Annotated in this window: 11 protein-coding genes and 3 pseudogenes; all 14 read right to left on the minus strand. The window is 44.3% G+C overall.

Annotated elements, in window-relative coordinates; all coding sequences use genetic code 11:
• Positions 1-7: 7 nt before the first annotated feature.
• Complete coding sequence (locus D2962_RS10790; protein ID WP_120765853.1) at positions 8-319, minus strand: (2Fe-2S) ferredoxin domain-containing protein; 312 nt, start codon at positions 317-319, stop codon at positions 8-10.
• Positions 320-404: 85 nt separating this feature from the next.
• A complete protein-coding gene (nuoE, locus tag D2962_RS10795; protein WP_120765852.1) occupies positions 405-992 on the minus strand; it encodes an NADH-quinone oxidoreductase subunit NuoE in 588 nt (195 codons plus the stop codon).
• A 307-nt stretch (positions 993-1,299) separates the two neighbouring features.
• Positions 1,300-3,927 (minus strand): sigma 54-interacting transcriptional regulator, encoded by a 2,628-nt coding sequence (locus D2962_RS10800; protein WP_122014974.1) that lies wholly within the window; start codon positions 3,925-3,927, stop codon positions 1,300-1,302.
• Positions 3,928-4,186: 259 nt separating this feature from the next.
• On the minus strand, positions 4,187-5,935 hold the full coding sequence (locus D2962_RS10805; RefSeq protein WP_120765850.1) for an NADH-dependent [FeFe] hydrogenase, group A6: 1,749 nt from the start codon (positions 5,933-5,935) through the stop codon (positions 4,187-4,189).
• A gap of 26 nt (positions 5,936-5,961) precedes the next feature.
• Positions 5,962-7,754 (minus strand): annotated as a pseudogene (nuoF, locus tag D2962_RS19640) (NADH-quinone oxidoreductase subunit NuoF).
• 32 nt (positions 7,755-7,786) lie between these two features.
• Positions 7,787-8,152 carry a (2Fe-2S) ferredoxin domain-containing protein gene (locus D2962_RS10815; protein WP_162991293.1) on the minus strand — a complete coding sequence of 122 codons (366 nt, stop codon included), beginning with the start codon at positions 8,150-8,152 and terminating at the stop codon, positions 7,787-7,789.
• An 11-nt stretch (positions 8,153-8,163) separates the two neighbouring features.
• Positions 8,164-8,574 carry an ATP-binding protein gene (locus D2962_RS10820; RefSeq protein WP_245984609.1) on the minus strand — a complete coding sequence of 137 codons (411 nt, stop codon included), beginning with the start codon at positions 8,572-8,574 and terminating at the stop codon, positions 8,164-8,166.
• Entirely contained in the window at positions 8,556-8,711 is a 156-nt protein-coding gene (locus D2962_RS18710; protein WP_245984611.1) for a hypothetical protein, read from the minus strand. Before D2962_RS18710 ends, D2962_RS10820 begins: the two co-directional genes overlap by 19 nt.
• Before the next feature lie 2 nt (positions 8,712-8,713).
• Positions 8,714-9,201 (minus strand): annotated as a pseudogene (gene nuoE, locus D2962_RS10825) (NADH-quinone oxidoreductase subunit NuoE).
• A gap of 58 nt (positions 9,202-9,259) precedes the next feature.
• Positions 9,260-10,006 (minus strand): PHP domain-containing protein, encoded by a 747-nt coding sequence (locus D2962_RS10830; RefSeq protein ID WP_120765845.1) that lies wholly within the window; start codon positions 10,004-10,006, stop codon positions 9,260-9,262.
• Entirely contained in the window at positions 10,000-10,350 is a 351-nt protein-coding gene (locus D2962_RS10835; protein ID WP_120765844.1) for an AraC family transcriptional regulator, read from the minus strand. Before D2962_RS10835 ends, D2962_RS10830 begins: the two co-directional genes overlap by 7 nt.
• Positions 10,347-11,695, minus strand: a pseudogene (locus tag D2962_RS10840) ([Fe-Fe] hydrogenase large subunit C-terminal domain-containing protein). Before D2962_RS10840 ends, D2962_RS10835 begins: the two are co-directional and overlap by 4 nt.
• An 11-nt stretch (positions 11,696-11,706) precedes the next feature.
• The gene (locus D2962_RS10845) at positions 11,707-12,516 is read right to left on the minus strand and encodes an ATP-binding protein (protein ID WP_122014975.1); all 810 of its coding nucleotides are present in this window, start codon (positions 12,514-12,516) and stop codon (positions 11,707-11,709) included.
• A complete protein-coding gene (locus D2962_RS10850; RefSeq protein WP_122014976.1) occupies positions 12,513-13,145 on the minus strand; it encodes a redox-sensing transcriptional repressor Rex in 633 nt (210 codons plus the stop codon). The genes D2962_RS10845 and D2962_RS10850 overlap by 4 nt, the downstream gene beginning before the upstream one ends.
• Between the last annotated feature and the right edge of the window lie 35 nt (positions 13,146-13,180).

Below are 13,180 nucleotides of genomic sequence, written 5' to 3' on the forward strand. Positions count from 1 at the left end.
TCTCCCCCTATACGTTTGGAATTACCCATTCATTGATTATGGTGCGGTTTTGAATGTGGTGAAAAACGATGCCCCTTGCCATTTCCGGTGTCACATGGTGATAAGTTACATTCGGAAGTCCTTCCACGTGAACATCCACCAGGGGTTCCATAGAACAGAGTCCTATACAACCGGTGGTTTTTATCCTGACATTGTTCAAATTTTTATCCTCTATCTCCTTTTGAAAGGCCGTAAGTACATCTTTCGCTCCCACCGCAATGCTGCATATGCCGTATCGAAGCACTACCTGTGCATTTGGAGATTCTCTTGGACCTTCCATGATGATCCTCCCTTCACGTATTAATTAAAGCGTTCTTTCTATCAAACCCATGATAAAATTCAATTTGAGAACTGTCCCTATTTTTCTAAATCGGTGCAAGTCTCCTGCTGGGTTCGGCTGCAAATTTTTCTTTTATTCTGGCCTCTTCCCGCTGCTGCCTCATCACCTCGCTGTAATCCCTGAACGGCGGTTCATAGCGGGAAATTATTTCTGTTATATCTTCGGGTTTGAGCCTGGCATAAACGTCATCATTTATCATCATGACAGGCCCCAAACCGCAGGCTCCCAGGCATCTAATCACATCCAGGGAAAACAGGCCGTCATCGGTGGTATCACCAGGTTGTATTTTGAGATACTGGGAAAGTTTTTCGATGATTTTTTCCGCTCCCCTGACATAACAGGCGGTACCCTTGCAGCAGCTTATCTGGTACTTCCCCTTGGGTTTTAATGAGAAAAAGGCATAAAAGGTAACGATACTGTAAATCTCGCTCAGGGTCACGTCCAGAAGTTCTGACAACCGGACCTGGACCTTTCTTGGTATGAATCCAAAATGTTCCTGGACATCTCTCAGAATCTGAATAAGCTCACCCTTCTTTTTACCGTGTTTTTCTACCTGTTGTTCGACCCAAATGAGGTCTTCGTCACTGACATCAAAGATATTTTTATCCGGCATTTTACTCCCTCCTGTTATAGGTTTCGATGAACACACCCATCAAACTTTAATGAGTATAGCGTTTTCTTTGTTCAATCAGGGCGGTCCATTATCCTTAAGTTATTGCAAACCTCATGCCATAAGACAATCCGGCAAAAATAAAGAGCATTGAGAAATCATCAAAATTTCTCAATGCTCCTGTGCATTAAGGGTATTTTATTTTCATCTATTAACTCATTTTTTTAGACCCTCCCCACCTCTTCAATTAGCTGCTAGAAGTCTTAAACCTTTCCTTAATGCTCTCCTGCATTAAAAATGCGATAAAACATTAAATTTGTTTATCTTTGAATCGCTGGAGCTTTCTCACAATGGTGGACTGGTTTACCCCCAAAAGTTCCGCCATTTCATAGGTGGTATTGCACTGTTTTACCGCCAGTTCCAGCAATTGCTGTTCCACCAGATCCTGGGCTTTCTTTAGAGGCATAATTCCCTCCACCGTTATTTTTTGTAAGGGTGGTTTTTTGCCCCTGATAAATTCAGGAAGTTCCTGAATGGTTATACAATTTCTCTCGGAAGTGACCACAAGCCTTTCTATAAGGTTTTCCAATTCCCTGACATTGCCCGGCCAGGAATAGTTAACGAGGGCTTTCATGGCATCTTCAGTTATGGATTTTGTCATCCCGTAATTTTTATTAAAATAGGCCATAAAATAATCTATCAATGGTTCTACATCTTCTTTCCGATCTCTCAAGGGCGGCACCACCAGAGGAACCACATTTAAGCGGTAATATAAATCTTCTCTGAAAGTGCCCTCTTCCGCCATTTTTCTCAGGTCTTTATTAGTGGCGGCAATGACCCTTATATCCACTTCAATGGGTTTTGTGCCGCCGATACGGGTAAGTTCTTTTTCCTGCAGTACCTGCAGGAGTTTAACCTGCAGGTTAAGGGGAAGATCGCCTATTTCATCCAGAAGAAGGGTCCCTTTGTGGGCCATTTCTATCAAGCCGGGTTTACCTTCCCGTCGGGCTCCGGTGAAAGCACCGGTCTCATAACCGAAGAGTTCTGACTCCAGCAAACTTTCGGGTATGGAGCCGCAGTTGACCTTTATGAAGGGACCTTTTTTCCTGGGACTGTTTTCATGGATAAACCGTGCAATAAGACCTTTGCCTACGCCGGATTCTCCCAATATTAAAACCGTAGAGTTAACTGCCGCAACCCTCAAAGCAATTCGCAGCAATTCCTCCATCAAGGGGCTGATAGATACTATTCTGGGTAATGGACCCTGATTTAGTTCTAAAGAACTCTGTTCCATATATGTTTTTAGTTTCTCAAAATCCAGCGCCTCTCTGCTTAAATGGTTCAGTTCCGCCATATCACGGGCGTTTACGACCACCCGGACTACCCTGCCTTCTTCATCGAAAATGGGATTGCCTGTAGCCAGCACCTTTTTGCCGGTTCCGGTTTCCTGAATAAGTGTCAGTCTACGTTTTTCCTTTAGCACCAATTTTGTCAAAGAAGGATATATGATGCGGCTTTTTTCAAGGTCATCGGCTTTTAATCCGATAACACTCTCCGGCGATTTCCCTAGAAAACGGGCAAATGCCCTATTTAAACGTAAAGTTTTTCCCTCGCCGTCAGATACAAATATTCCATCATAAGACGAATCTATAATGGCATTCATTTCACGGTTAAATTCTTCAGTACGTTTTTTTTCCTTTATCTCCTTTGTCAGCAAAAATGGAAGGCACATGTCAATTTCGGCTATGCCGTTATATACCGCCACAGCCTTTTCCCGGCAGGAACTGTAACCACAAGCCCCGCAATTTAATTCATCCTGTAGGGAATACTTGTTTGTATAATTCAAGATTTTTCTGATATCCTCTTCCGATGGAGATTTCAAAAAAACAGCCTTACTTGAATAACGCCGGGTGAGGTCCAATTCCTGTGCATTTTTCATATGCATCAGATATTCAGAAACCGTATCCCGGTCTTTATCATTTTTATCCCCTTGCAGTAGAAATTCCTCAACCTTCTCCCTGTTGGCAAAATAGTTTGTATCCTTGAAGTGAGGCCCTTCCACACAGCCACCGCACATGAGAATATCCACAAAATATGGGTTATATTCTCCACTATCTATACTTTCAAGACACGGCAATACATCCTCCCTCTTGTCCACAATCACGGTCTTGCGGGAAAAATTAAAGGGGTCTTTTAAAGAAAGAAATAACCCGCCGCTGACCGGAAAACCGCGGAAAGCTTTCTGTGGCAATGGACCGTCAAAGCATGAAGGCTCCAAACGGGTTATGTCTATATTTTTTGTAAAAATCATATCTTCCAGTTCTTTAAAAGTGAGTACCGCATCCACTCCTTCCACCTGTTTCATTTCATCTTTTTTTGCAACACATGGACCAATGAATACTACCAATGCTTCTGGATATTCCAGCTTTATCAGACGGCCTGTCGCTATCATCGGGGAAACCACAGGTGAAAGGTGGGGAATTAAGCTTGGGAAATGTTTTTCAATAAGGTTGACTACTGCGGGGCAGGCGCTGGAAATTAGCGGAGGCTTAAAACGATTGTTTAAAAGTTCTTCATATTTTTCACCAATGAGTTCTGCTCCCACTGCCACTTCCCATACCTCATCAAAACCCATCATTTTTAAAGCAGCGATAATCCTCCCGCAAATATCTTTTGTGAATGCTGCAGGAAAGCTAGGAGCCAGAATTGCTATTTTAAATTCTTTCCTGTGTAAAATTTCGAGTGTTTTATCTATGCCACTTTCAATTGTTTTAGCATTTTGGGAGCACACTTTTACGCAATTGCCGCAGGCAATACACCTTTCACTCAAAACTTCGGCCTGGCCGTTTTTTACCCTTACTGCTTTGACCGGACAGTGGCGAACGCAGGAATAACATTGCTTGCATTTGTTTTTTTCCGTCCTTACGATACCCGGCATGGCCTTTACCCCCTCAGCCTCATGTTCAAAGTAGTTTTAATTGTTGATACTTTTAAATCTATATTATTATTATAACAGCTATTCATAAAAATGACAGCTTCTATATAGATTTCACAACCAAATAAATCAATTAGAAGAATATTAAACGGTCTAAACTTATAAAATTTATAATGTATAAGGGCTCCTCGGGGAGCCCTTAAAATTTTGTTCCAAACTTTTATCCGACTTGTATCTATCTGTCCTTTTATCGCCGGGTTTATTAAACCTCAGGGTACAGCGGCCGTTTCGTGTAATGGGTGTGGAGCAGGTGGTGGGATTTTTCGCTCAGAGGTTTCCCCAAAAATTCCTTGTAAAGGGTCTGAACAGCCGGGTTTTCATGGGATTTTCTGAGTTTCATGCTGCGGTCCACTTCATATATGGCATTTCCTCTTACCTCACGGTAATCTGTATCCCAACGCTCTTCGGAGCTCAGGATTGGCTGGCCGCCACCACCCACGCATCCGCCGGGGCAGCACATGATTTCTATGAAGTGGTAGTTGGCTTCCCCGTTCTTAACGCGATCCAGCACCTTGCGTGCATTGGATAGGCCGTGGGCTACCGCCACATTGACCTTAGTACCATCCACATCTATGGTGGCTTCCTTGATCCCTTCCACGCCGCGGACACTCGTAAATTCTATATTCTGGAGTTCTTTGCCGGTTACTACTTCATATACGGTCCTCAAAGCAGCTTCCATGACACCGCCGGTAGCTCCGAATATGGCGCCGGCGCCGGTGGATATACCCAGCGGATCGTCAAATTCCTCGTCAGGCAGCTTGCTGACATCTATCCCGGCCTCTTTCAGCATCCTGGAAAGCTCTCTGGTAGTCAAGGCCACATCCACATCCTGATAGCCGCTGGAGTTCATTTCCGGCCTCTGGGCTTCAAACTTCTTTGCAGTACAGGGCATTATAGAAACCACAAATATTTTTGATGGATCTATACCCATCTTCTGGGCATAATAGGTCTTGGCCACCGCACCGAACATCTGCTGGGGAGACTTACAGGTGGATAGATTATCCAGGAATTCCGGATAGTAATGTTCACAGAATTTAATCCATCCCGGGCTGCAGGACGTTATGAGCGGAAGTTTGCCGCCATGCTGCAATCTCTCAAGGAATTCATTTCCTTCTTCCATTATAGTCAAGTCGGCAGTAAAATCTGTGTCAAACACCCTGTCAAATCCCAGCCTTCTCAGAGCGGCAGGTAATTTCTTGGTTACTATGGCTCCCCTACTTTCACCGAACTCCTCACCCAGAGAAACCCTGATAGCGGGAGCAGTCTGGACTATTACGTGCTTGTCAGGGTCAGCCAGGGCCTGCCATACCTTGTCGGTATCATCTTTCTCCTTCAGGGCACCTACCGGGCATGCCATTATGCACTGTCCGCAGTTGACGCAGGCCACTTCTGCAAGACTTAAGTCGAATACCGGTGCAATGATAGTGTTAAAGCCGCGGTGGTTGGGAGATATTACCCCAACACCCTGTACCTTATGGCAGGCGCTAACGCACCTGCGGCAAAGGATACATTTGGATGCATCCCTGACGATAGATGGAGAAAAATCATCATAGCGGGGTGCATGTTTTTCTCCCGGGTATCTGATAGATTTTATTCCCAGTTCTTCGGCGAGCTTCTGGAGCTCACAGTTCAGGTTTCTGACGCAGGTGGGGCACTCCAGGTTGTGATCTGAGAGCAAGAGTTCGAGGGTGACCTTTCTGGATTCCCTCACTGCAGGTGAATTAGTTATTACTTCCATGCCCTCGGAAACCGGAAGAACACAGGAAGCTTGAAGAGCCCTGGCTCCTTTTACTTCCACCACACACATACGGCAGGCGCCAATTTCGTTTATTCCTTTTAAAAAGCATAGGGTCGGAATCCTGATATTAGCTTTATGGGCTGCTTCTAACACTGTAGATCCTTTGGGGACCTCTACTTTTTGACCATCTATGGTTAATGTTACCATTTCCATGATTTCACCTCTCCCTTCCACACAAATTAAGCTCTTGCTATAGCGCCAAAGGGGCATCTGTCGAAACAGCTGTTGCATTTTATGCATTTTTCTTTATCAATTACATGAGGCTGTTTTCTTTCACCGCTGATAGCTCCTGTGGGGCATACCTTTACGCACAGGCCACATCCCCGACACTTGTCAGCCATGACCTCGTAATGAATCAAAGCTTTGCAGGCACCGGCCGGACATCTCTTTTCTTTTATATGAGCCTCATATTCATCCCTGAAATAGCGGATGGTGGACAGCACGGGATTCGGAGCGGTCTGCCCCAATCCACATAAGGCCGAAGCTTTTATACTTTTGGCCAGGTTCTCCAGCAGCTCTATATCTCCTTCCTTGCCCTCGCCGTTGGTTATACGTTCCAATATTTCCAGCATTCTCTTGGTACCTATACGGCAAGGAGGACATTTACCGCAGGACTCGTCCTGAGTGAATGTCAGGAAAAACTTTGCTATATCCACCATGCAGTTATCTTCATCCATTACAATCATACCGCCGGAACCCATCATGGAGCCTGCCTGAGTAAGCGTGTCATACTCTATGGGCATATCCAGAAGCGATGCCGGAATACATCCACCGGAAGGACCGCCGGTCTGAACCGCCTTGAATTTCTTTCCATTAGGAATGCCGCCGCCGATCTCATATATCACTTCCCTTAGAGTTGTTCCCATAGGTATTTCCACAAGACCGGTATTGTTTATCTTACCGCCCACGGCAAAAACCTTGGTACCCTTGCTCCTTTCGGTGCCGATGCTGGCAAACCAGTCAGCGCCCTTTAATATTATCTCCGGGATATTGGCGTAGGTCTCCACATTATTTATAATGGTGGGTTTACCCCATAATCCCTCATTGGCAGGGAATGGCGGCCTGGGCCTGGGCTCACCGCGGCGTCCTTCCACCGAAGCCAGCAGAGCCGTTTCTTCTCCGCAAACAAAGGCGCCGGACCCTAACCTTAAAAATATATCAAAATTAAAGCCTGTGCCCAGAATATTCTTCCCAAGAAGTCCGCGTTCTCTTGCCTGGTTGATAGCTATTTCCAGCCTCTTTACAGCGATGGGATATTCAGCCCTTACATAGATATATCCTTCCTGGGCTCCTATAGCGTAGCCTGCTATTTCCATGGCTTCCAGCACGGAATGGGGGTCGCCTTCCAGAACGCTCCTGTCCATGAAAGCGCCAGGGTCACCTTCATCGGCATTGCAAACTACATACTTAATATCACCTTTGGCATTAGCTGCAAACTGCCACTTGTTGCCGGTGGGAAATCCTCCGCCCCCACGACCCCGGAGTCCTGATTTTTAATCTCATCTATGACTTCCTGAGGTTTCATCTGAGTCAAAACTTTAGCCAAGGCTTTGTATCCATCGTTAGCTATATATTCTTCAATGACTTCGGGATTTATGAGACCACAGTTTCTCAGGGCTATACGCTTTTGTTTTTTGTAGAAATCAATATCCGTCAGTGAACGCAAACGTTCTTCGGTAAGATGTTCTTTATATAGCAGCCGTTCCACTATGCGGCCTTTTACCAGGTGCTCTTCAACTATCTCGGGTACATCCTCTGCTTTAACCCTGCAGTAGTAGCTGCCTTCGGGATATATCAAAACATTGGGCCCCAGTTCGCAAAGACCGAGACAGCCCGTCTGAACAACTCTAACTTCTTTAGAAAGGCCCCGCTTTTCTATCTCTTTTTGAAAAGTCTCCATAACATTCTCGCTACCGGAAGCTGTACAACCGGTCCCTTTACATACGAGCACATGGGCTCTATAAATTTCCATTTAAACCCCTCCTAAGCTCTTCCCTATTTTTATTAAATATTAGGTATTACCCAATCATCGATGACCTGATTGTTGATAATGTGCTTTACCACAATCTGGCGGGCTTTTTCCTCATTAACGTTCACATAAGTTACTTTTGGCTGGTTTGGTTTAATTACGTCCACCAGTGGCTCAAATTTGCAAAGGCCTATACAGCCGGTCTCAGTAACAATGACATTATCAAGATTTCTCTTTTTGATCTCATCCAGAATGGCCAGCATGGCCTGCCTGGCTCCGGCGGCAATTCCGCAGGTTCCCATGCCTACAACTACACGGGTTTTTGTTTCATTGTCCTTTCTTAAATTGATTAAATCCTTTGCCTGGTCCCTTATTTTCTCCAGTTCCTCTATAGATTTTATCACGGCCATTTTTATGCACCTCCATTAATTTGCTTTAAATTGTCCTCCACAAAGGTCTTTATCCAGTCAAGCACCATAGGATTGGATATGGGCACATCCTGCAGGGTCTTTTTTATTTCCCGGGTATCCAGCACAAATTCTTGACCGTCGACCCGGTGGCGGTATATAAAATCCAGTTCGGGATTTGCCGCCACCAGCAAGACCATGGTATCCGCCATACTGCCCAGCGGCGCTCTATCTATATGGCTTCTGACAAAACTTGCCCGGATACTGGTCCCCTCTCCAATCCTTGAAATGATATCAAGCTGTCCCCCACAGCATTTTGCGGCCTGCTCAAACAGGGGTATCCCCAGACCAACCTTTCTGGTGGTCCTGGTCGTAAAAAATGGGTCCTTCACTTTTTCTAAGGTGTGTTCATCCATTCCCCTGCCGTTGTCTTTATTTCTATGATCATGAGGTCATTCTTAATATCCTCGCATATTTTTATCTCTATAAGTGACGCTCCTGCGCTGATGGAGTTTTGTACAATATCCAGAACATGTAAAGAAAGTTCCTTCATGGTTATTCATATTTTTGCAGGATTTCTGGAACTTTGTCGGGGGTGAGTCTTCCGTATACCTCGTCATTGATTATAATGGTCGGCGCAAGGCCACATGCTCCCACACAGCGGCAGGCATCCAGGGAAAACTTTGCATCATTGGTGGTATCTCCCACTTTTATGCCCAGTTCCTTTTCCAGCCTGTCAAGAACCTTGTTGGCACCCCTTACATAACAGGCTGTACCCAGGCAAACCCTGATCTGATATTTACCCCTGGGCTTGAGGTTGAAGAAAGAATAAAATGTTATGGTGCTATAAACTTCACTCAAGGTTATATTCAGGGCTTCTGCCACCTTTTTTGCACCTCGAGGGGCAGATATCCCACTATACCCTGGGCTTCCTGCAGTGCCTGAAGCAAAGCTCCTCTTTGACCCTTATACTTTTCCAGCATTTCATCAACCTTGTTTAGTTTTTGTTCTAACTCAAAGTCTCTTTTAACAGCAGCTTCCATTTTTCATCCTCTCCTCCTAAAGTAATAGTGTTCTTTTTCACATTAATGTTTAAAATGCTCACTCTTTTATTATTACGCGCCTCCCTTCCTTTGCTTCAAAAGCCTTTCTAATTTCTAAAAAACTTGGTGATTCCAGATATAAAAAGGTTTTCTGAAAAACCATTTCTTTCAATCTGTGGGCATCAGATGAGGTTATAACACAAATTTTGTCTGAAATTGAAAATTTCTTTCTCGCCTCGGTTTCGCATATATTTCTCGATATTTCTACGGCAGTTAATTTTAAGTTCTCCGGGATAAACCCGAGCTGCCCCCATAAACTGTAAGTCCTTCTATCTATATGCGCTGGAACAAGCATTCCCCCCATTTCAAACACCCTCTGAGAAATCTCCTCAGCAGTAAGGGAAGCTGCCGCCAGCAGCATCTGCTCTTCTTCATCTATAACATTGGATTCTTTATCTACAATTTGCTGTCTGCCAAAAAATTCAGGGTTATTTTTTCTCGGAGGAAGATGGCTGTAAACATATTCCTGCCACTCCGCCATAATGCTTAAATCCTCAAAAAACACAAGCAGATGGACTTCCTCGGCACTTTCCACTTCCATGCCGGGGATTACAAGGATATCATAATCTTTTGCGGCCTCCTGTACCGGCTTTACATTTTTTGCGCTGTTATGGTCACAAATACCTATTATTTTTGTTCCCATTAATCTTGCCATATTTAAAATATTTGCGGGATTCATATCATCATCTGCACATGGTGACAGGCATGTATGAATGTGTAAATCTGCCGGATATTGCTTCAACATTTTCCCCGGCTCCCGGTAAGTATATTATACAGTATACCGCATATTTCATAAACCGGCTTTGGTGTGGCAAAAATAGGTATATTTTCATCGTCAGCTTTTTTTATGGTATTTTCATCAACCTCTACTCCCTCAGCCACTATAATCCCGGAAAGACCCAGCAGTGAAGCAACAGCGACTATGTTCTGATGGCTCTGAATTGTCACCCAAACCTGATTCTCTCTTGCATGGGCCATCACCCAGCTCAGAAGATCGGAAGCATAGCCACCTTCCACCTGTCTATTTTCATCCATCTTACTGGTAAGTAATTTAAGCTCAAGCTTTTCCCGTAATTCAAGTAAGGTCATTTGATATCACCCCCCTTGCTTTTTTCCATGGTAGGAGGCAATTTCTGAGAAAGGTCCAGCATTTCTGCCGCCAGTTGTTTAACCTTGTCTCTGAGCTTGAATACACAGTCAGTTTCGTTTGCTTTACCCTGTACTATATCCTCAGCAAGAGCCCGGCAATTGGGAGAACCGCAGCTACCGCAATCCAGCCCTGGCAGTTCCTTCAGGGTCTTTTCCAGCTGCTCCATTTTCTGAATTGCCCTCACAATATCATTATCGAGTTTGAGAGATGGTTTGGGAAGGATTTTTTCCTCAAAACTGTAGTATCCATTTTCAAATCCTTCAATAACATCTTTACGTTTGAGAGAACTTTCACATCCCAGCTTTTCAGATAACCTTCGAATCCTAACCCTTGCGACGAACTGGTTTTCTACCGTCAGCGCTCCCCCGATACAGCCCCCTATACATGCTTGACACTCAATATAATCTATATCGGAGAGCTTGTTTAGCTCTATCTCCTCTAAAACCCCAATACAGTTATTGATTCCATCCACCGCCAGGTGGTTCTCCCCGCCTATAGCCAGATTCTCTCCGCCAGCTCTCCCCCAGCCTATACCAAGGCCGGAAGCTCTACCAAAAATGGTTTTATATTCATCATCACTGCTTAAATTTTTGATCACTTCGCCATACACGTTTGCTATCGACAGCACACCATCCACATAAGATCTTTTGGTGCCTACAGGCTGTTTTATGGAAGTAACCTTGGCCGGACAGGGACTTATAAAGAAGACGCCGATTTCTTCATTTTTTAATCCATATGCTTGAACCAGCATTTCTTTTGCCCTCTTGGCAGCTATTTCCATAGGTGCCTTTATCGGGATAATATTCTTGATAAGCTCCGGAAACCTGACCTGTATAAGCCTTAGTACCGCCGGGCATGATGATGATATAAGGGGTCTTACGTCTTTATGCCGTTTTATATATTCCTTTATAGCAATGGATACTTCTTCAGCTGCCAGCGGCACTTCATAGACTTCATCAAAACCTATTTTTTAAGGGCACTCAGTACACTCTTTAAAGAAGTATCTTCTTTGAATTGACCAAAAAAACTGGGCGCTGGCAACGCCACCTTGATTTTGAATTCCTTAAGCCTTTCAAGGCTGTCAGCTGCTGCATACTTTGCATGGTTTGGACATACCCTTATACATTCACCGCAGTCTATACATTTATTTTCCAGTATATGTGCCTTTCCGTTTCTTACCCTTATGGCTTCGGTAGGGCAGCCCTTTATACAATTCGTGCAGCCTTTACACTTTTCCAAATCCAGAGTTACTGAGTGATAGTATTGCCACAAGGATTTCACCATCTTTCGTTTGGCTATAAGTTGATAATCATTCTTACTGTTGTTCCTATTCCGATAACAGAACTTATTTCAAAAATGTCAGAAAACTTCTTCATATTGGGAAGACCCATGCCTGCCCCAAAACCCAATTCCCTGATTCGGTCCGGAGCCGTGGAAAAACCCTCCTGCATGGCTTTATCGATATCCGCTATACCGGGACCGGTATCATCGGCGACAACTTCAATATATTTAGGAGTGATGTTAAAGCTCAAGTTCCCCTTTTCTGCATGTATGACTATGTTCATTTCTGCTTCATATGCGGCTATGGAAACCTTTCTAATGACTGCTGAATCTACTCCAATTTGTTTCAAGATTTTTTTAGCCTGTTCGGTAGCCTTACCGGCATTGTTAAAATCATTGCCTGTAATTTCATAATTTAATTTCATAACCTGGAGAGCTTCCTGTTGTCTCGGTAAGGCTCCGGAACTGCAGGAGAATTTTGTCGGTTCTCCTCTTAATCCTTCCCGGTATAATATTCCGCAGGTTTCGTACAGAGGGTATCTGGTCGAAAGAAGCGGTAACCTTTGCTGCTTTGCCAGTTCTATAACATCACCCGCCGGAACTTTGCCCCTGACAAAAACGATAGCCGCAAAATCCGACATACTGGCAGTTTGGATTATCTGACGGTGAGTAAGACCCGTAAGAAGTATAGCATTTGTCTTGGTGTCAGCCAGAATATCACTTATGAGGTCTGCACCGCAAGCATTGTTCACTTCTATATCCAGGAGTTCTTCCCCCCATAATATTTCTGCCTGTAATATGTCTTTAATTCTGGAAAGCTTCATCTGGTATCCTCCAGATAGTAGGTCAGGTATTCAAGCTGTGCGGCCAGGTCAACCCTCCGAAGCATCACATTTTCTCCGGTATTTATATTTACTGGGGCGAAATTAATGATACCTCTAATTCCGGCTTCTATAAGCTTATCTGCTACATCCTGGGCAGCTGCGGCCGGTACGGCAATGATACCCAGCTCAATGTTAAAAGCTTTTGCTTTTTCCTTCAGTGAATCCAGCGGGCATATTTCTATACCTGCCAGCTTCTTACCTATCTTGTTGGGATCGGTATCAAATATGCAGGTTATATCGAATCCTCTCTCATAAAAACCCTTATATTGTGATAGGGCTTTTCCCAGATTACCGGCACCCACGATAGCCACCGGCCATCTTCTGCCGAGCCCAAGTATTTTCATTATATAGTTATACAGTTCTCTGGAATTATAACCAACACCTCTCGTTCCGAATTCTCCAAAATAAGCCAGGTCCTTTCGCACCTGGGCGGGAGTTACTCCTGTAGCTCTTGCTATATGCTGGGAAGATACGGTGTTAATTCCCTTTTCATCAGCCTCTTTTAAATACCGTGAATACAGTGATAACCTGCCTATAGTAGCATCGGGTATCTTGAACTTCTTAAACATGTAAATTAATCACTCCCTTAATTTGATTTTAGCAT

It is taken from the genome of Biomaibacter acetigenes, assembly GCF_003691585.1.
GTDB lineage: Bacteria > Bacillota > Thermosediminibacteria > Thermosediminibacterales > Tepidanaerobacteraceae > Biomaibacter > Biomaibacter acetigenes.